Here is an 18,086-nt window from a genome sequence, read left to right on the forward strand (position 1 = left end):
AGATCCCCTGCGTCGAGATGCGGGCGGTGTCAGACTCCGGCTCGTCGGGCTCACCGCCGGCCGTCCGCTCCCCCCGCACAGCACCTCCGAACCCCGAACCCCCGGAAGAAGATCCCGATGAAGATCCGCCGCCCGCTCTCGGCCGCCGCCGCTGCCGCTGCCCTCCTCGTCGCCGCCGGCTGCAGCACCCCGCCCTGGGAGGCCGCGAGCACCACCGCCACCCCGGTCGCCGTGCCCACGCCGGAGGTCGTCACCCCCGCCCCGGCCCCGGTGCGCGCCAAGGTCAAGAACGACCTGAGCCGCGGCGTCGCCAAGCACACGCTGGACGCCGGGGCCATCGAGCTCAAGACCGTCTACTACTCGAACATGCCGATGGCCCAGTGGACGCCCGAGGCGAACAAGCCGCTGACGCTGTCGCTCACCGCGGACTTCCCCGAGGGCTACAAGCAGGACATCTACCTCGCCGAGGTCGACGTGCGCATCGACGTGACCGGTCCGGACGGCCCGCTGGCCTCGCCGGCACCGATCGTCGACCAGGCCACGGTCTCCCCGGGCTACCTGATCAAGAAGCCCAACTCGTACGGCAACGTCTTCACCGTCCCCGCGGTGCCCGAGGGCGCCCAGTCGGTCACGCTGACCTTCACCTACCAGCTGCTGGCCCCGTCGAAGCCGAAGTCGAAGACCTACTCCAAGCAGGTCACCACCGACACCGTCACCGTGGCCATCAACAGCCCCGTCCCGGCGACCCCCGCCACGCCGACCCCGGCCCCGAGCGCGACCCCGACCCCGCTGCCCAGCGCGTCCTGAGCCGCGTCCGCCCCTAGCCCCTCGCGAGGCGCCGGGGCACCGGCTACCGGGTCTCGTCCCAGACGCCGGTGGCGAGGAAGTGGTCGAGCACCCGCGTGGGACCGGCGAGGTCCCAGCCGCGGGCCGCGACCCAGGCGTCGTCGTAGTAGCTGTTGGCGTAACGGCGGCCGTCGTCGCACAGCAGCGTGACCACGCTGCCCTGCCGACCCTCCGCCACCAGCTCGGCGACGAGCTGGCAGGCGCCCCAGAGGTTCGTCCCGGTCGACCCGCCGGCGACCCGGCCCATCCGGGCGGTCCCCCAACGCATCGCGGCGACCGACGCGGCGTCGGGCACGCCGATCATCCGGTCGACGACCTCGGGCACGAAGCTCGGCTCGACCCGCGGCCGCCCGATCCCCTCGATCCGGGAGCCGGTGGCGGTGACGGTCGCGTCACCGGTGCTCCAGGAGCGCCAGAAGGCCGAGCCCTCGGGGTCGACGACGCACAGCGACGTGGGCAGCCGGTGGTAGCGCAGGTAGCGGCCGATGGTCGCGCTGGTCCCGCCCGTGCCGGCCCCGACGACGACCCAGTCGGGGACCGGGTGCGGCTCGCGGCCCAGCTGCGCGAACATCGACTCGGCGATGTTGTTGTTCCCCCGCCAGTCGGTGGCGCGTTCGGCGTACGTGAACTGGTCGAGGTAGTGCCCGCCGCAGTCCGCCGCGAGCCGCTCGGCCTCGGCGTAGATCGCCCCCGGCTGGTCGACCAGGTGGCACCTCCCGCCGTAGAACTCGATTAGCTCGCACTTCTCCTTGACCGTCGTCGCCGGCATCACGGCGACGAAGGGCAGCCCGAGCAGCCGCGCGAAGTACGCCTCGCTGACCGCCGTCGAGCCCGACGACGCCTCGACCAGCGTCGTGCCCTGCTCGATCCACCCGCTGCACAGCCCGTACAGGACGAGCGAGCGGGCGAGCCGGTGCTTGAGGCTGCCCGTCGGGTGCACCGACTCGTCCTTGACGTAGAGCGAGACGCCCCACTCCGGCGGCAGCGGGAAGACGTGCAGGTGGGTGTCGGCGCTGCGGTTGGCGTCGGCCTCGACCTGGCCGAGCGCCCACTCGAGCCACGCGCGGTCGTGCGCCCGACCCTCCTCACCGCGCACGACGGCCCCCTTCGGGGGTGCCCTGGTGGAAGCGCTGGCGCCAGCGACCGCCGGAGCGCACCCAGACCGAGCTGCGCAGCGACGACCCGGCGTCGGTCAGGCTGCGCCACAGGAGCAGCACCACGTCGGGGGCGAGCGTCTCGACCGACAGCACCTCCAGGTCCGGGTCGCCGATCGGCGCGATCACGGCCAGCATCTCCGCCCGGCTCCAGCGCCGGCCCGAGGCGCCGAACTCGGTCCACGCCGGGTCGAGCAGCGCCGCCACCCGGTCCGGGTCGGCGCGCACGGCGTCGCTGAGGAGGGCCCGTTCCAGGTCGACGACCTCGTGGAGCACGCCGTCCCGGTCCTGCCCGCCGGAGGACGCGGCGGGGCCGGGCTCGGGGGCGGGCTCGGCGAAGGAGAGCAGGTCCTCGGCCGCCGCGACCGCCTCGACGGGGGCGGCGGACGCAGCTCCAGCATAGCCAGGTCCGGGGTCGTGCGGCCGCCGGGCCTGGAACGCGGTCGACGCGGCGACCGCACGGACGTCGGCCGCCTCGTTGAGCGGGTGCCCGGCGTGGCCCTTGACCCACTCGAACGTCACGCGGCGGCCCTTCATGGCCACGTCGATGGCCGAGATGAGGTCGACGTTCATGACCGGCTTGCCGTCCCCCTTGCGCCAGCCCTTGCGCTTCCAGCCCGCCATCCACTTCGTCACGACGTTGATCACGTACGTGCTGTCGCAGTAGACGAGCAGGTCGTCGTCGACGTGCGCAGTCTGGCGCAGCAGGTCCAGCACGGCCATCAGCTCGCCCATGTTGTTGGTGCCGCGCGGCCAGCCGCCGCTCGCCCAGCACCCCTCGTCGACGTACCAGGCCCAGCCGGCCGGGCCGGGGTTGCCGAGAGCCGAGCCGTCTGCGGCCGCCACGATCGTCACGGCCCCAGTCTCTCGTGCCGGCGCCCGGGGCGATGATTCTGGCGCCGGTGGTGGTCTACCTCCTCACGCACCCCGACGACAGGAGCACGACATGGGCCTCATCCACCTCGAGCTGTTCGCCACCCTCGACCTCGTCGCCCAGGCGCCCGGGGGTCCCGACGAGGACCCGGAGGGCTTCCCGTACGGCGGCTGGCAGGCGCCCCTGCTGGACGAGGTCTCCGGCGCGCAGGTCGGCGCGGCGTACGAGGGCAGGGACGCCCTCCTGCTCGGGCGCCGGACCTACGACATCTTCGCCGCCTACTGGCCCCGGCAGAGCGGGGGCGAGGACGGGGCGATCGCCTCGCTCTTCAACCGCATCCCCAAGTACGTGGCCTCCCGGGGCCGCGCCGACCTGTCCTGGGCCGGGTCCACCCAGCTCGGGCCGGACCTGCCCGCGGCCGTGCGCGAGATCCGGGAGCGGCACGAGCACATCAAGGTCGTCGGGAGCCTGGACCTGGTGCAGACCCTCGTGCGGGAGCGCCTCTTCGACCGGCTCGACCTGTGGGTCCACCCGATCGTCCTGGGCGTGGGCAAGAAGGTGTTCGCGTCGGGCGCGGTGCCGACCAACCTGACGCTCCTCGAGCCGCCCGTGGCCGGGGGCTCGGGCACCGTCTACCTGCGCTACGCGCTCGCCGACGGCGTGCCCGGGACGGGCGACATGGCCGCCCCCGACCGCGGCGTCGGCGACGCCTGAGCGGCGACCCGCGCAGAACGGTCAGCGGCGCCAGAACAGGTGGTGCACGACACCGCTCTCGCTCGGCGCCACGTCGTGGTGGTAGCGGTCGTCGAGCTCCTCGGGGCTCTCCCAGAGCCGGCTGCCCGCCCCCAGCTGTACCGCGGAGACCGTCACGTGCAGCGTGTCCACGAGGCCGGCGTCGAGGAACTCTCGGACGGACTGCGCCCCTCCCCCGAGGCGGACGTCACGGCCGTCGGCGGCCTCGCGCGCCCGCGCGAGCACCTCGGCCGGCGTGCCCGAGACGAAGTGGAAGGTGGTGCCGCCCAGCGTGAACGACGGACGCGCGTGGTGGGTGAGCACGAAGGCCGGCGTGCGGAAGGGCGGCTCGTCGCCCCACCAGCCCTGCCAGGCGTGGTCCTCCCACGGTCCCCGCTGCGGGCCGAACTTGTTGCGGCCCATGATCTCGGCGCCGATGTTCCGGTCGTAGTCGCGGGTGAAGTAGTCGTCGAGCCCCCGGCTGCCACCCCCGTCGGTCCGGTAGACCCAGCTCGCGGTGGCCGGAGCCCAGGCGAGCAGGGTGCTGGGGTCGGCGTGCCCGAAGGGGTGCTCCAGCGACTGGCCCTCCCCGGCGCCGTACCCGTCGGCCGAGACGCCGAAGTTCTGGACCCTCAACAGCTGCTGCACGTGCTCTCCTCGTCCGCACCGAGCTCAGAGCACGGGCGGGTGCCCGGCCTTCGCCATCCGCCAGACCGTGCGCCACGACATCGGGCGCCGTTCGCCGCCGTCCTCCACGAGCCCGAGCCGGTAGCCGCGCAGCGTCTCGCGCACCGCCTCGCCCGAGCGCAGCCGGATCCCCCCGATCGCGGCCCAGGCGGCGACGTACGCGGCCCCGACCGGGAGGGGCAGGTTCCGCCGCGCCAGCCAGACCCGGTTGCGGGCCTGGTAGCGGTAGAACTCGGCGTGCCGCGTCGGCTGGATCGCCGGGTGGTGCACCTCGATGCCGCCGTCGTAGCGGACGTGGAAGCCGGCGTCCCAGACCCGCCAGGCCAGCTCCACGCCCTCGTGGGCGTACCAGAACGGCTCCGGCCAGCCGCCGGCGTAGTCGAAGGCGGTCCGCCGTACGGCGACCGCGCCCTCCCAGACGTTCATGGCCGGGCTGCTCCGGCCCGGGTCGCCGACCCGGACGCGCGGGGTCCAGCGCCGCGGCGCCTCCCGGCCCTCGGGGTCGACCACCCGCGGCTGGATGAGCCCGAGCGTCGGGTCTGCCGCGAGCTGGGCGGCCATCCGCGACAGCACGTCGTCGGTCGGGAGCACGGCGTCGTCGTCGAGGAAGAAGAGCAGGTCGCCGGAGACCTCGCCGACGCCGGCGTTCCGGCCGGCCGGGATCCCGCGGTTCACCGGCAGCCCCAGCCCGCGGACGCCCTCCGGCAGCCCGGTCGGCTCCCAGCCGTTCCCGACCACGACGACGTCGAGCACCACGTCGCGCTGGGCGAGCAGCGACTCCAGCCCGGCGCGCAGGTCGGCGGGCCGGTTGCCCATCGTGAGGACCACGACCCCGAACGGCGTGGGCTCGGTCGTCGTGGGCTCGTTCACCTCGCCCGTCCCGCTCACCGCAGCCTCGAGGAGCCGAGGACGGCCACGAGGTGGCCGACGACGGTGACGACCGCCGAGGCCAGCATCAGCAGGAGCAGCACCTGCGTGGCCACGCCGCCGACGAAGAGGTCCACGACCGCCGCGACGAGGATCAGCAGCGACATCTCGATCGAGTGGAAGATCCGGTGGAACGGGACCAGCCGGGCCGCGCGTCGCGCCGTCCGCAGCATCCCGGCCCTCGGCACGCGGACGCCCTCGACGTCGGCCACCTGCGACATCCCGGCGTAGTGCCGGGCGACGTGGACGAGGTCGTTCTCGACCTTGTTGAGGCAGACCAGCAGGCCCAGGGCCAGACCGGCGCTGATCCAGACGCTGCTGAGCCCGGGCCCGCCGTTCGCCCGGACACCCAGCGCGACCGCGATCCCGCACTCGGCGACGTAGTGGCCCACGCGGTCGAGGTAGACCCCGCGCGGCGACGAGGTCTGGCGCCAGCGGGCGACCTCGCCGTCGCAGCAGTCGACGAGCTGCTGGAGCTGCGCGAAGACGACGACCCCGATCGCCCCGGCCAGCGTCGGCCAGCCCGTGGACACGGCGGCGAGCGCCGCGCACAGGATCATCAGCCAGGTGACGGCGTCGGCGGAGAAGCCGAGCCGCAGCAGCACGCGCGTGAGGTAGGGGGAGAGGTCGCGCAGGTAGAGGTGGGCCACCCAGTGCTCGGCCCCGGCCCGCGTGCGGACGCTCGGCGGCTGGGTCACCTCCCGCAGCTGCGCGATCGTCGGGTGCGCAGGGCGCTCGGTGAGCATCGGGTCAGCCTAGGTCGGGCAGCGTCTTGTCCGTCCTTGCCGCGCCTCTGGCGCGCCCGCATACTCTTGGCCCATGGGGCGCTTCCTCCCGCTGGTGATCGTGGCACTGCTCACGATCTACTGCGTGGTGGAGGTCGCGCAGGCGCCGCCGTACGCCGTCCGTCGCGCACCGCGCTGGCTGTGGGCCGTGGCCGTGATCTGCCTCCCGCTCGCGGGGGCGCTGGGCTGGCTGTTCCTCGGCCGCCCGACCGCCGAGTCCCGCGGCGAACCCGGCCGCAACCTGGGCCGACCCAAGGCCCCCGACGACGACGTGGACTTCCTGCGCGGTCTGTGAGCCCGAACGGTCAGCGCGTCGACGCGAGCGACCAGGCCGCCTCGACCGCCGCCTCGAACCGGCGGGTGCTGGCTCCTTCGGCGGTCTCGCCGAAGTAGTACGCCGAGAGGTCCGCCAGCAGCGGGTCAACCGCCCGCTCCGACCCGGGCTCTCCCAGGCCACGGCTCCCCAGCACGTCGAGCACCGAGCCGGCCGCCGACGCCGGGAGCAGCGGCAGCTCGTCGAGCAGCCGGGACGCGGGACGGTAGGCCTCCGACGACGCCGGTTCGGTGACGACGAGCGGCTTGCCCGTGGCGAGCCAGTCGTAGGCGACCGAGGACAGGTCCGTGACGCAGGCGTCGGCGAAGTCCCACTGCCACCCGTACGGGCCGCTGTCGACCAGGTGCCGGTCACCGTCGCGGGCGAGCACCGCCCGGACCGCGCGGTCCGCCTCGGCGTGGCGGGGCGAGCTGAGACCCGTGCGCGGGTGCGGCCGGTAGACCACACGGACGTCCGGGTCGGCGACCAGCGCCTCGACGAGCTCGACGCCGTGGCTGACCAGCGACCCGTACGCGACGCTCGGCCGGTCGCCCTCCCAGGTCGGGGCGTACCAGACCCGCACCCCGCTGCCGCGCGACCAGTCGGGTGCGCCCGGGTAGGCGTGGTCGAGCTGAGGACGGCCGACCGGGACGGTGCGGGCGTCCGCGTCGAAGCCGCGCAGCGCCGCCCCGAGCCGGTCGCGACCCGCCGGACCGCCGACGAAGGTCAGGTCGTACGCCTTGTGCTGGTTGGAGACGCTGTAGGCCTTGTCGCTCTCGCCGTGCCCGAGCTGGACGTGCACGGGACCGGCGAAGCGGAGCATCCGGAAGTTGCGCTCCACCTGGTTGACGTAGAGCACGACCCGCACGTCGCGCTCGTCGACGAGCCGTTCCAGGGCGCCGCTGCCCTGGGCGAAGGCGACGGGCAGGGTGCTGCGCGCCAGCACGGCCTCCCCGGTGTCGGGCCGGTCGACCACGACGAAGGTCGGCCGCGTCCGCGCGAGGTGCTCGAGCGGGCGGCGCCACTGCTCCAGCTGGAACAGGTTGTCCGGGTCGGTGCAGAAGTAGACCGCGACCCCGCCGTTGGGAACGAGGCCGTTCTGCTCCGCCCTCTCGGCGAACCCGCCCGCCGCCACGGAGTTGCGGGCACGCCGGACGGCCTCGGCGCCCAGACCGGCCGCCCGACGCAGGCGAGCGGCGCCGGGCAGCTCGGGGAGAGGGAGCTTCACGAGATCGGCTGGTCGACCTTCTTCTCGTCGGTGTGCGTGCTCTTGTCCGCCTTGAAGTCCCCGCCCACCGCCGTCTCGGAACGGTCGCCGCTCCACTCGACGTGGAACGTGCCCTCGCGGTCCACGCGTCGGTAGGTGTGCGCGCCGAAGAAGTCGCGCAGGCCCTGGATCAGCGCCGCGGGCAGGTGGTCGGCCCGGACGCCGTCGTAGTAGGCGAGCGACGACGAGAACGCCGGCGTCGGGATGCCGTTGAGCGCCGCACCCGAGACCACCCGGCGCCACGCCTCGAGGCACTCGTCGATGACGCCGACGAAGAAGTCGTCGGCGATGAGCAGCGGGAGGTGCTGGTCGCGCTCGTAGGCCTCGGTGATGCGGTTCAGGAAGCGCGCCCGGATGATGCAGCCGCCGCGCCAGATCCGCGCCATCGCGCCGCGGTCGATGTCCCAGCCGTACTCGGTGCTGGCCGCGGCGATCTGGTCGAAGCCCTGGGAGTAGGCGACGACCTTGGAGGCGTAGAGCGCGCGCCGGACGTCCTCGACGAAGGCGTCGGCGTCGTCTGCGCTGGTCGGTCGGTGCCACTCCACGGTGCCGGCCGGCAGCACGCCCCGGGCCGCCTCGCGCTGAGGCACGGAGCCCGAGAGCGCCCGGGCGAAGGTCGCCTCCGCGATCCCGGTGATCGGCACCCCGAGGTCGAGCGCGTTCTGCACCGTCCAGCGGCCGGTGCCCTTCTGCTCCGCCTGGTCGAGGACGACGTCGACGAGCGCCTGGCCGGTGGTCGCGTCGGTCTGGGCGAGCACGGTGGCGGTGATCTCGATGAGGAACGACTCGAGCTCGCCCTTGTTCCACTCGGTGAAGATCTCGGCGATCTCCGCGGGGCTCTTGCCCGTACCCCGGTGGATGAGGTCGTACGCCTCGGCGATCAGCTGCATGTCGGCGTACTCGATGCCGTTGTGCACCATCTTGACGAAGTGCCCGGCGCCGTCGGGGCCGATGTAGGTGCAGCACGGGACGCCGTCGACCTTGGCCGAGATGTCCTCGAGCAGCGGGCCGAGGGACTCGTACGACGTGCGGGACCCGCCCGGCATGATCGACGGACCGTTGAGCGCGCCCTCCTCGCCCCCGGAGACGCCGCTGCCGACGAAGTGCAGGCCGTGCTCGGCCAGCGCGTTCTCGCGACGGATGGTGTCGGGGAAGTGCGCGTTGCCCGCGTCGACGACGATGTCGCCCTCCTCGAGCAGCGGCACGAGCTCGTCGATGACCGCGTCGGTGCCCGGGCCGGCCTTGACCATGATGATGACCTTGCGCGGCTTGGCGAGGGAGGCGACGAAGTCCTCGAGGCTCTCCGAGGCGAGGAACGTGCCCTCGTCGCCGGCCTCGTCGAGCAGCGCCTGCGTCTTGGCGAAGGTGCGGTTGTGGATGGCCACGACGTGGCCGTGGCGGGCGAAGTTCCGGGCGAGGTTCCGCCCCATGACGGCCAGTCCCGTGACCCCGATCTCGGCTTGCTGGCTCATGACCCTGCTCCTTGTCCTGTTTATGACATCATCGTGCGAGGACGGACCGTCGCTCTTCGGAGCGTATCCGTTCGGGTCGGACGGGCGGCTCCTCCCCCAGGGGTCTGGTCAACGACGTTCGAGGGCCGAAGCTTGTTGGAACCGCTGGGCATCCCCGCCGACGCGGAGGCGCTCTACGTCGTGCTCGCCTCGCTCGACGAGGCCACGGCGCAGGAGCTCACGCAGCGGACGGGCACGCCGGTCGCCCAGGTCGCCGCGCACCTCGACACGCTCGCCGATCTCGGCCTGGCGGTGGCGCTGGGCGAGGGCCTCTGGAACTCGCTCCCCCTCGGTGACGTGGTCAAGGGTCTCGAGCTGCGGCGCCGCGCCGAGATCGAGGCCGCCGTGATCGCGGCGGACACGCTGCAGAACCAGCTGCTCGCCGCGTCCCACAGCTCCGAGGACGACGTGCAGGTCTTCGTCGGCCAGACGTCGTGGGCCGAGTACACGCGGCTGTGCGACGAGACGACGTCCGAGATCTGCCTGTTCGACAAGCCCCCGTACGTCGGCGGGCCGTCGATGCTGTCGCCCGACGAGCTCCGGGAGGCGTCCGGGGAGTGGCGCGCCCTGGAGCGCGGGGTCTCGCAGCGCAGCGTCTACCACCCGGGCTTCGACCCGGAGCGGCTCGAGGAGATGGCGCTCTTCGCCAACATGGGCGAGAAGTCGAGGACGGCACCGGTGCCGATGAAGCTCGTCCTCTTCGACGCCAAGATCGCCTGGATCCCCTCGATGCCCTCCTACATGCCGGGTCACGAGCGGCGGGCCAGCTTCGTGCGGCACCCGCTGATCGTCGAGTCGCTCGTGTGGCTCTTCAACGCGGTGTGGGACACGGCGATCCCGATCACGGCCGGGACCTACCTCAACGGCGACCCGCGGCGCCAGATGCTGATCTCGCTGATGATGAGCGGCTCGACCGACGACGCGATCGCCAACCAGCTCGGGATCAACGTGCGCTCCGTACGTCGCTGGATCGCCGAGCTGATGGACGAGCTGGGCGTCACCACGCGCCTGCAGCTGGGCGCGGCACTGGTCCGCGCCGACTCCATGCGCACCAGCGGCTGACCCGCCGAAGAACCCTGCGGACGCCAAGAAGGGTGCCTCCGGACGGAGACACCCTTCTCGCGAGCAGGTCCTGCGCGGCCGCCGACCGGCGGCCGAGCGTGGATCAGTAGCCGCGACCGAGCTGGACGACGCGCACGACCTGCGCGGCGTCGGCGGGCCCGCCCAGGAAGAGGAAGGCCACGGTGGCGCCGGCCACGACGGAGGTGGCGGAGAGACGGACGGCCTTGCGGAGGGTGAGAGAGGAGAACATCTGATGAATCCTTTCTTATTCGGCCCTTGATACGAGAATTTTTTGCACCAAGGGCCGCGTTGGGGGGTCGTTCGGAACGTTATGCGGTTTCCACGACCCGGTCACCCTGGAGCAGCGTCAGGTTGAGGACATTTCCGGATGCGGACACGGCAAAATCGCGTTAGGTGCTCTTTCCACCCCAACGCGCACACAGCCGGACGCTGTCCGTTCTCCGCCTTCGACCCTGAGTGCGGCCCCTCTTCCCGCGGACGACCCGGCGAGCGCGGGCCCTCGGGCCCGGCGGTCTCGGCGGTGGCGCGTCGTGCAGCGCCAGGGGTGCGTCCTGACACGCACCTCGTTGTCGTGTGACACACTTCACCCGCAAAGGCGTAAGGTCAAGCACATCGCCGTTCTGTCCCCGGTAGGGACGACGCCACGGCGTGCCCCCTGGCGCTTGCCGAGCTGCTCGGGCACTCTGCCCCGGGCCGCGCGCGGCCCGTCCTCCTCCGCGCACTGTCGGACCCGGGTGTCATCGTAGGGAGATGACGACGACCACCCCAGCCCCGTCCGTGGGCACCCCGCCGCAGCGCTGCGGCTTCGTCCCGCCGTACCTCCTGCAGCGGGTCACCGAGACCTCCCGGGAGCGCCGTCTGGTCGCGGACGGGCGCGACACCCTGGCCGTCGACGAACGGATGCGCACCCGACGGGCCGAGGCGTCGTCCACCACCCCGCCGCTCGCCCCCGACGCCGGCGGCAACCGCGTCGTCTACGACGCGCAGGGCGCCGAGGTGCTGCCCGGGACGCGCGTGCGCGACGAGGACGACCCGCCCACGGGCGACGCGGCCGTCGACGAGGCGCACGACCACTCCGGGGTCGCCTGGGACCTCTTCGCCGACGTCTTCGACCGGCGCTCGGTGGACGGTGAGGGGACACCGCTCTCGGTGACCGTGCACTACGGCCGGGACTACGACAACGCGTTCTGGGACGGCACCCAGCTGGTCTTCGGCGACGGGGACGGCCAGGTCTTCGACCGCTTCACCAAGCCGCTCGACGTCACGGTCCACGAGTTCACCCACGGGGTCACGCAGTTCACCGCCGGGCTGACCTACCAGGGCCAGTCCGGGGCGCTCAACGAGAGCGTCAGCGACGTGTTCGCCGCCATCGCCAAGCAGCGCGCGCTCGGGCAGAGCGCCGACGAGGCCGACTGGCTCATCGGCGTGGGCCTGTTCCTGCCCGACGTGAAGGCCACGGCCCTGCGGTCGATGATCGCGCCGGGCACCGCGTACGACGACCCGCGGCTGGGGCGCGACCCGCAGGTCGCCAGCATGGACGCCTACGTCGAGACCGAGGAGGACAGCGGCGGCGTGCACATCAACTCGGGCATCCCCAACCGCGCCTTCGCCCTGGCCGCGAAGGGGATCGGCGGCAACAGCTGGGAGCGCCCGGGGCAGGTCTGGTACGCCGCCATCACCGGCGGCGGCGTGACGCCTTCCACGGACTTCGCCGGCTTCGCGCGGGCGACCGTCGACGCGGCGACGGGGTTGTTCCCCGACGACGCGTCCGTGGCGCAGCAGGTGACCCTGGCGTGGCAGGAGGTGGGCCTGCTGCTGGACGGCTCGGCCGCGGTCGCCGCCCCGCTGACCCCGGCCGCCCCGGCCGCGCCCACCGAGCCCGCCGAGCCGTCCGGTTCCGCCTCCCAGGGGGTCCCGGCCCTGCCGGGCGAGGACGGCGACGACGTCGTCGCCGTCCGTCGCACGGGCGGCTTCACCGGCGTCCCGCGGTTCGCCGAGATGAGCCTCGGGAACGACGACTCGGCCGACGAGCTGCGCCGCCTGCTGAGCCAGATCAGCGTGTCCGGCCTGGCCCCGTCGGAGCCGAGCCCGGACCGCTTCACCTACACGGTGGCCTGCCGGTCGTTCGAGCTGACGGTCCCCGAGCAGGACCTCACGCCCGAGCTCACCCGGGTCGTGCAGATCGTGCTCGACCAGCAGGACCGCTAGGTCGTGTCTCGCGATCTCCGGCAGGTGCAGGCGTGGCATCCGCGCCCGATCCGGCCAGGAGGAGGAGCGAAAGCGCAGCGGGCTGCGCTGAGCGACTCCGACGCAGCCGGTCGGGATGCGGGGCCGCGGCTGCGCCCGCTGGAATCGAGAGACACGACCTAGCCGCTGACGAACGTCAGGTGAGCTGGAGGATCACGATCACGAGGATGATGATCACCAGGATGCCGATGATGGTGCCGATGAGACCTCTGTTCATGACTGCTCCTTCGGTTGGGGTTCTTGACGCAGCAACCTAGACCACCCCTTCGGGTGGTCTGATGCAACCCCACCTCCGCGCGTGTCGCACGCGGGGGTGGGGCGTCAGCCGACGAGCTCGGACAGGACGAGGTAGATCAGGAAGCCGACGAAGAAGCCGACGCTGCCGATGCTCGTCTCGCCCTTCGCGTGGGCCTCCACGAGCAGCTCCTCGGTCGCCAGGTACATGAAGGCGACGGCCCCGAAGGCGAGGACGCCGGCCAGCAGCGTCGGGCTCGCGCCCGAGAGCGTCGCCACCCCGACCGCCGTCCCCGCCACGGTCAGCAGCGCCAGGACGACCGGGGCGAACGCCACGAAGCGGCGCGAGACCGTCCCCGCCAGCGTGGCCGACAGCGAGAGCCCGACGAAGAGGTACTCGACGGTCAGCGCCACGGTGAGCAGGACCCCGACGCGTGCCGCGGAGGCGAAGCCCGCGCCGAGGATCAGCCCGTCGATGAAGAAGTCGACGCCGATGGCCACCATGAGCCCGATCGGCAGCCCGGCGTGCCCGGCGGCCTCGCGCCGGTGCTCCAGGTGCTCGCTCGCCGCTCGGAAGCCGAACATCACCGCGATCCCCGCCGCGAAGCCCGCGACCGCGACCAGGGGTGAGCGTGCGAGCACGCCGGGCAGCAGCTCGATGGCCGCCGCGGCGAAGACGACCCCGGCCGCGAAGTGCTGGAGGCCGCTCGTCAGACGTTCCCCCGGCGCCCGGACCGCGGCGACGGCGCCGGAGAGGGCGGCCGCCAGGACCGGCACCAGTGCGAACAGCAGCGCGGCACCCACGGGTGGAGGTTAGACCTCGCGGGTCACGGGTCCGAGCAGGGCGGTCGTGCCGGCCGCGTACGCCCACCGCGCCCAGCCGAGCGGGGTGGAGCCGTGGTCGTCGTCGAGGACCTCCGGATCGGCACCGCCGTCGAGCAGCGCCCGTGCGAGCTCGACGTCGTCGGCCCACGCCGCGTGGTGGAGCAGCGTGCGCCCGTGGACCTTGGCGTCCAGGTCGCCGCCGGCCGCGACCAGTGCCCGGACGCCGTCGGGGGTGCCGGCAGCGGCGATGGGCGGGAGGTCCGTCTGGGACCAGGGCGAGGGGTCGTCGGCCGGGGTGCCCTCGACGAACCCGTATGCCGCCAGCAGCGCCAGCCGGTCGGTCAGCCCGTGCGCCCGGGCCCGGTCCACCTGCAGGGCGACCAACCGCTGCGGGGTCGCCTGCCGCTCCCCCAGCCGCCGGCGCCACGTCCCGCCGTTGCCCCGGCCGAGGCCGTGGGCGAGCAGGACGCGGAGGTGCCCGTCGTCGCGTCCGAACATCCGGTTGTAGAGCGTCTGCCCGTCGTCCGGATCCGCCCCGCGGTCGAGGAGCAGCCCGGCGAGCGCGTCGCCCTGCGGGTGCCGCGGCGTACGACCCGGTCCCTGCTCGCCCTCGCCGAAGCACCCGGTCAGCACGGTGAAGGGCGGGGCCTCACCGCCGAGCAGCACGCCCGCGTCCGGGTCGGCGCCCGCGTCGAGCAGGAGCCGGGCCGCACCGTACGCGTCGTCCTGCGGCACCCGCGCGTACGCCAGGCTCATCAGCGGCGTGAAGCCGTCGGGCCGGCGGACGTCGGCGAGCCCGGGGTCCGCCCGCAGCAGCGCGGCCAGAGCCGGCGCGTCCCCGGTCGCCGCGGCGACGTGGACGTCACGACGGGGCAGGTCCGGGTGGTCGGCGAGCAGCGTGACGGCGGCGCGCCAGCGGTCGGGACCGTCGTCGACGTAGGTCAGGCATGCGAGCGCGAGGAACGTGGCCGCCGTAGCTTGTCCTGAGCCTGCCGAAGGATTCTCGGCCACGCGGTCTACGCCTTGACCGCGAGCACCGCGTGGTGGGCGGTCAGCAGGATCCGGCTCGCCGCGCTGCCGAGAATCAGCTTGCCCACCGGCGACCGGCGGCGCAGCCCGATGACGATCAGGTCCGCGCCGACCTCGTCGGCGATGGCGTCGAGGTCGTCCGCGACGTCGTCGTACGTCGTCGGCTGCCGGAGCTCCGTCTCCAGGTCGAGCGCGTCGAGCTCCGCCTGGAGCGCGGCGAGCCCGTCGCCGGCCAGGTAGCGGTCGTCGACCAGCGCGTCCCCGCGGGTGGTGTTCACGACGACCAGCCGCGCCCCCCTCAGCCGCGCCTCGCTGATCCCGGTGTCCAGGGCCGCCCGGCCCTCGGGGCTGGGGACGTAGCCGACCACCACCGCGCTCACGCGGGCACCGCCTCTCGGGCACGGATCTTGCGCAGGACCGGGGGACCGACGACCGCCAGCACGGCGACCAGGAGCACGACCACGCTGAAGGGCGAGGACACCAGCACGGTCAGGTCCCCGTCGCTGATGGCGAGCGCCCGGCGCAGGTTGGTCTCGGCCACCGGCCCGAGGATCAGCCCGATGACGGCCGGCGCGACCGGCCAGCCGAAGCGGCGCATGGCGAAGCCGAGGAGCCCGATGACCAGCAGGATGACGAGGTCGAGCGGGTCGGCGTTGACCGCGTACGAGCCCAGCGAGGCGAACATCAGGATGCCGGCGTAGAGGTAGGGCCGCGGGATCTTCAGCAGCTTCACCCACACGCCGACCAGCGGCAGGTTGAGCACCAGCAGCATCGTGTTGCCGATGAACAGCGAGGCGATCAGCGTCCAGACCAGCGACGACTCGGTCGTCAGCAGCGTCGGGCCCGGCTGGATCCCGTAGCCCTGGAACGCGGCCAGCAGGATCGCCGCGGTGGCCGAGGTCGGCAGACCGAGCGTCAGCAGCGGGACGAGCACGCCGGCCGCGGCGGCGTTGTTCGCCGCCTCCGGTCCCGCCACGCCCTCGATCGCGCCCTTGCCGAAGTCGGGGTGCTTGGAGAGGCGCCGCTCCGTCGCGTACGACAGGAACGTCGGGATCTCGGCGCCCCCGGCGGGCAGCGCACCGAAGGGGAAGCCGAACGCGGTCCCGCGGAGCCACGGCTTCCAGGAACGTCGGAAGTCCTCGCGGGTCATGAAGCTGCCGCTGCTGCTCATCACCTCGACGGGCCCGTGGCGCAGCCTCGAGGCCACGTGCAGGGCCTCGCCGACCGCGAAGAGCGCGACGGCGACGACGACCACGTCGATGCCGTCGGCCAGCTGCGGGACGCCGAAGGTGAAGCGCTGCTGCCCGGTCAGCAGGTCCGTGCCGACCAGGCCGAGGAACAGCCCGATGCACAGCGAGGCCAGCCCGCGCAGCGGTGAGGCGCCCAGCACCGTCGAGACCGCGACGAAGGCGAGCAGCGCGAGGGCGAAGTAGTCGGCCGGGCCGATCGCCACGGCCAGCGTGACCACGGCGGGAGCGACGAGGGCGAGCAGCAGGGTGCCGATGGTGCCGGCGACGAAGGAGCCGATGGCCGCGGTGCCGAGGGCGGCCGCACCCCGGCCCGCCTTGGCCATGAGGTTGCCCTCGAGCGCGGTCATGATCGAGCTCGACTCGCCGGGGGTGTTCAGCAGGATCGAGGTGGTCGAGCCGCCGTACATCCCGCCGTAGTAGATGCCGGCGAACATGATGAACGCGCCGGTCGGCTCGAGGACGTACGTGATCGGCAGCAGCAGCGCGACCGTCATGGCCGGGCCGATGCCGGGCAGCACGCCGACCGCGGTCCCCAGCAGGGTGCCGATCAGCGCGAAGAGCAGGTTGAGCGGCGTGACGGCGTCGGCGAAACCCTGGCCGAGCTGGACGAGGGCGTCCATCAGCCGATCCACCCGGTCGCGAGCTCGAGCAGGATCCCGCCCGGCAGCACGACGCCGAGGGCCTTGACGAAGACCAGCCACACCACGACCGACACGATGCCGCCGGCGATCAGCGGGCGGACGACGCCCCGCGAGCCGAGGGACCAGGCGACGACGCCGAACATGAGCGTCACCGAGAGCGGCCAGCCGATGACGTTGATCAGGAGCGCGTGCGCGAGGAACGCCAGCGAGATGATCCCGACCGCCCGCCAGGAGGTCTTCGCGTCCGGGTCGACGTCCTCGCCGGCCTCCTCGGGGCCCTGGTCGCCGCGCAGCACGCGGATCGCCAGCACGCCGCCGATCGCGATCGTCGCGGCCCCGACGAGGTAGGGGAAGAAGCGCGGGCCGACCGTGTTCGACGACCCCGGGATGGTGATGGAGCCGGCGCCGATGACGAGGTAGATCCCGAGCAGCAGCAGGAGCGTGCTCAGTGCGAGCTCGCCGTTGTTGCGCGGGCGGCGCGGGGACTCCGCGACCTCCCACGGCTCGGGCGTGCGCGGGTCGACGGGGGCCGGTGCGGACGCCGGCTCGGGCGCGCTCACACGAGCCCGATGTCGCGGAGGATCTGGGTCACGCGTCGCTCCTCGTCGGCCAGGAACCGGCCGTAGTCCGCCCCGGTCAGGAACTCGTCGTCCCAGCCCTGGTTGCTCAGCACCTCGCGCCACTCGTCGGTGTCGTGCGCCTGCTGCACGAGGGCGATGAGGTCGGTCAGCGCCTGCTCGCTGATGCCCGGGTGGGTCATCAGCCCGCGCCAGTTGGAGACGACGAGGTCGAAGCCCGACTCCTTGATCGTCGGCACGTCGGGGACCTGCGGGGACCGCTCGGGGCTCGAGACGGCCCAGCCCTTGAGGTCGCCCGAGAGCACCTGCTCGCCGTACTCCCCCACGCCCGAGATGCCGGCCGCGACCTGGTTGCCGAGCAGCGCGGCGAGCGACTGGCCGCCGCCGGAGTAGGCGATGTAGTTGATCTGCTTGGGGTCGACGCCCCCGGCGTCGGCCAGCAGCCCGGCGAGGACCTGGTCCGTGCCCCCGGCCGATCCGCCGGCGATGGGCAGGCCGCGCGGGTCGTCCTTCCAGGCGCGCACGAAGTCGGCGAGGGTGTCGTACGGGGAGCTCTTGGGCGCCACGATGATCTCCGGCTCGCCGAGCAGCCGGGCGACCGGGGTCACGTCGGCCAGGCCCACGGCCGACTCGTTCGTCTCGATCGCGCCGACCATGACGAGGCCCATCATCATCATCAGCGCGTCGTCGGTCTCGCGCGAGAGCTGGCCGAGCCCGATCGTGCCGCCCGCGCCCTCGACGTTGAAGACCTGCACGTTCCGGGCGATACCCGTGGACCGGATCACGCGCTGCAGCAGCCGCGCCGTCGTGTCCCAGCCACCACCGGGGCTGGCCGGCGACATGATCCGCAGCCGGGACAGGTCCCCGGGCTGGGCGACGGTGCCGGCGCAGCCCGTCGCCGCGAGGGCGGTGGTGCTCAACGCCCCCGCCAGGAACGTGCGGCGACTCAGCTCCACCCGTGTGCTCCTCGACGTCGTCGTCCGGATCGTGCCCGCGGATCGTGCCCGCTGGGCTCGGTGAGGGAAGACCCTAGCCGGTCAGGCCCGGGGCCGTCGCGAGGGGCGGGGGCCGACCGGCGCCCTCAACTATTCTGGTGTGCCGCC

Annotated in this window: 19 protein-coding genes; 5 read left to right on the plus strand and 14 right to left on the minus strand. The window is 73.1% G+C overall.

Annotation, left to right across the window (positions count from 1 at the left end; all coding sequences use genetic code 11):
- The first annotated feature begins 117 nt into the window (after positions 1-117).
- The gene (locus FHX39_RS18410; RefSeq protein WP_183341895.1) at positions 118-807 is read left to right on the plus strand and encodes a hypothetical protein; all 690 of its coding nucleotides are present in this window, start codon (positions 118-120) and stop codon (positions 805-807) included.
- 43 nt (positions 808-850) lie between these two features.
- Here FHX39_RS18410 and cds1 read toward each other — a convergent pair whose 3' ends face one another.
- Positions 851-1,942, minus strand: coding sequence for an L-cysteine desulfhydrase Cds1 (gene cds1, locus FHX39_RS18415; RefSeq protein WP_183341897.1), 1,092 nt, complete (start codon positions 1,940-1,942; stop codon positions 851-853).
- Complete coding sequence (locus FHX39_RS18420) at positions 1,932-2,855, minus strand: RNase H family protein (RefSeq protein WP_183341899.1); 924 nt, start codon at positions 2,853-2,855, stop codon at positions 1,932-1,934. Before FHX39_RS18420 ends, cds1 begins: the two co-directional genes overlap by 11 nt.
- A 91-nt stretch (positions 2,856-2,946) precedes the next feature.
- Between FHX39_RS18420 and FHX39_RS18425 the strand changes: the two genes are divergently transcribed.
- Positions 2,947-3,588, plus strand: a complete 642-nt coding sequence (locus FHX39_RS18425; RefSeq protein ID WP_183341901.1) for a dihydrofolate reductase family protein — start codon at positions 2,947-2,949, stop codon at positions 3,586-3,588.
- A gap of 21 nt (positions 3,589-3,609) precedes the next feature.
- On the opposite strand, the gene FHX39_RS18430 is transcribed toward FHX39_RS18425, so the two are convergent.
- From FHX39_RS18430 to FHX39_RS18440, 3 genes are read right to left on the minus strand one after another with little or no spacing between them, the layout of a single operon-like run.
- A complete protein-coding gene (locus FHX39_RS18430) occupies positions 3,610-4,254 on the minus strand; it encodes a dihydrofolate reductase family protein (RefSeq protein ID WP_183341903.1) in 645 nt (214 codons plus the stop codon).
- A gap of 24 nt (positions 4,255-4,278) precedes the next feature.
- Positions 4,279-5,181: a glycosyltransferase family 2 protein gene (locus FHX39_RS18435; protein WP_332836974.1), complete on the minus strand. Its 903-nt coding sequence runs from the start codon at positions 5,179-5,181 to the stop codon at positions 4,279-4,281.
- Positions 5,178-5,966, minus strand: a complete 789-nt coding sequence (locus FHX39_RS18440; RefSeq protein WP_183341905.1) for a CDP-alcohol phosphatidyltransferase family protein — start codon at positions 5,964-5,966, stop codon at positions 5,178-5,180. Before FHX39_RS18440 ends, FHX39_RS18435 begins: the two co-directional genes overlap by 4 nt.
- A 73-nt stretch (positions 5,967-6,039) precedes the next feature.
- On the opposite strand from FHX39_RS18440, the gene FHX39_RS18445 reads away from it, so the two are divergent.
- Positions 6,040-6,300: a PLD nuclease N-terminal domain-containing protein gene (locus tag FHX39_RS18445; protein WP_183341907.1), complete on the plus strand. Its 261-nt coding sequence runs from the start codon at positions 6,040-6,042 to the stop codon at positions 6,298-6,300.
- 10 nt (positions 6,301-6,310) lie between these two features.
- On the opposite strand, the gene FHX39_RS18450 is transcribed toward FHX39_RS18445, so the two are convergent.
- Both FHX39_RS18450 and gndA read right to left on the minus strand, forming a co-directional pair.
- Positions 6,311-7,546: a CDP-glycerol glycerophosphotransferase family protein gene (locus FHX39_RS18450; RefSeq protein WP_183341909.1), complete on the minus strand. Its 1,236-nt coding sequence runs from the start codon at positions 7,544-7,546 to the stop codon at positions 6,311-6,313.
- The gene (gene gndA, locus FHX39_RS18455; protein WP_183341911.1) at positions 7,543-9,057 is read right to left on the minus strand and encodes an NADP-dependent phosphogluconate dehydrogenase; all 1,515 of its coding nucleotides are present in this window, start codon (positions 9,055-9,057) and stop codon (positions 7,543-7,545) included. The genes FHX39_RS18450 and gndA overlap by 4 nt, the downstream gene beginning before the upstream one ends.
- A 132-nt stretch (positions 9,058-9,189) precedes the next feature.
- On the opposite strand from gndA, the gene FHX39_RS18460 reads away from it, so the two are divergent.
- Positions 9,190-10,158 (plus strand): helix-turn-helix domain-containing protein, encoded by a 969-nt coding sequence (locus FHX39_RS18460; RefSeq protein WP_183341913.1) that lies wholly within the window; start codon positions 9,190-9,192, stop codon positions 10,156-10,158.
- A gap of 103 nt (positions 10,159-10,261) precedes the next feature.
- Here FHX39_RS18460 and FHX39_RS18465 read toward each other — a convergent pair whose 3' ends face one another.
- Positions 10,262-10,408: a hypothetical protein gene (locus tag FHX39_RS18465; protein WP_183341915.1), complete on the minus strand. Its 147-nt coding sequence runs from the start codon at positions 10,406-10,408 to the stop codon at positions 10,262-10,264.
- 521 nt (positions 10,409-10,929) lie between these two features.
- On the opposite strand from FHX39_RS18465, the gene FHX39_RS18470 reads away from it, so the two are divergent.
- Entirely contained in the window at positions 10,930-12,387 is a 1,458-nt protein-coding gene (locus FHX39_RS18470; protein ID WP_183341917.1) for a protealysin inhibitor emfourin, read from the plus strand.
- A gap of 360 nt (positions 12,388-12,747) precedes the next feature.
- Here the strand turns inward: FHX39_RS18470 and FHX39_RS21485 are convergent, their stop codons facing one another.
- Genes FHX39_RS21485 through FHX39_RS18500 form a run of 6 tightly spaced genes read right to left on the minus strand, consistent with a single transcriptional unit; the run spans position 12,748 to position 17,939 of the window.
- Positions 12,748-13,464: a ZIP family metal transporter gene (locus tag FHX39_RS21485; protein ID WP_183341920.1), complete on the minus strand. Its 717-nt coding sequence runs from the start codon at positions 13,462-13,464 to the stop codon at positions 12,748-12,750.
- A 9-nt stretch (positions 13,465-13,473) separates the two neighbouring features.
- Positions 13,474-14,496, minus strand: a complete 1,023-nt coding sequence (locus tag FHX39_RS18480; RefSeq protein ID WP_183341922.1) for an ankyrin repeat domain-containing protein — start codon at positions 14,494-14,496, stop codon at positions 13,474-13,476.
- A 5-nt stretch (positions 14,497-14,501) separates the two neighbouring features.
- The gene (locus FHX39_RS18485; RefSeq protein ID WP_183341924.1) at positions 14,502-14,894 is read right to left on the minus strand and encodes a universal stress protein; all 393 of its coding nucleotides are present in this window, start codon (positions 14,892-14,894) and stop codon (positions 14,502-14,504) included.
- Positions 14,891-16,384 (minus strand): tripartite tricarboxylate transporter permease, encoded by a 1,494-nt coding sequence (locus FHX39_RS18490; RefSeq protein WP_183341926.1) that lies wholly within the window; start codon positions 16,382-16,384, stop codon positions 14,891-14,893. The genes FHX39_RS18485 and FHX39_RS18490 overlap by 4 nt, the downstream gene beginning before the upstream one ends.
- Complete coding sequence (locus tag FHX39_RS18495) at positions 16,384-16,965, minus strand: tripartite tricarboxylate transporter TctB family protein (protein WP_183341928.1); 582 nt, start codon at positions 16,963-16,965, stop codon at positions 16,384-16,386. Before FHX39_RS18495 ends, FHX39_RS18490 begins: the two co-directional genes overlap by 1 nt.
- Positions 16,962-17,939, minus strand: a complete 978-nt coding sequence (locus FHX39_RS18500; protein ID WP_183341930.1) for a Bug family tripartite tricarboxylate transporter substrate binding protein — start codon at positions 17,937-17,939, stop codon at positions 16,962-16,964. The genes FHX39_RS18495 and FHX39_RS18500 overlap by 4 nt, the downstream gene beginning before the upstream one ends.
- Positions 17,940-18,086 lie beyond the last annotated feature (147 nt).

The organism is Microlunatus antarcticus, assembly GCF_014193425.1.
In the GTDB taxonomy this organism is placed as follows: domain Bacteria; phylum Actinomycetota; class Actinomycetes; order Propionibacteriales; family Propionibacteriaceae; genus Microlunatus; species Microlunatus antarcticus.

Bases quoted from the DNA above. Each gene is read 5' to 3' on its own strand.
- FHX39_RS18410 (WP_183341895.1), top strand. From the start codon at position 118: ATGAAGATCCGCCGCCCGCTCTCGGCCGCCGCCGCTGCCGCTGCCCTC.
- FHX39_RS18425 (WP_183341901.1), top strand. From the start codon at position 2,947: ATGGGCCTCATCCACCTCGAGCTGTTCGCCACCCTCGACCTCGTCGCC.
- FHX39_RS18440 (WP_183341905.1), bottom strand. From the start codon at position 5,966: ATGCTCACCGAGCGCCCTGCGCACCCGACGATCGCGCAGCTGCGGGAG.
- FHX39_RS18445 (WP_183341907.1), top strand. From the start codon at position 6,040: ATGGGGCGCTTCCTCCCGCTGGTGATCGTGGCACTGCTCACGATCTAC.
- gndA (WP_183341911.1), bottom strand. From the start codon at position 9,057: ATGAGCCAGCAAGCCGAGATCGGGGTCACGGGACTGGCCGTCATGGGG.
- FHX39_RS18465 (WP_183341915.1), bottom strand. From the start codon at position 10,408: ATGTTCTCCTCTCTCACCCTCCGCAAGGCCGTCCGTCTCTCCGCCACC.
- FHX39_RS18470 (WP_183341917.1), top strand. From the start codon at position 10,930: ATGACGACGACCACCCCAGCCCCGTCCGTGGGCACCCCGCCGCAGCGC.
- FHX39_RS18490 (WP_183341926.1), bottom strand. From the start codon at position 16,384: ATGGACGCCCTCGTCCAGCTCGGCCAGGGTTTCGCCGACGCCGTCACG.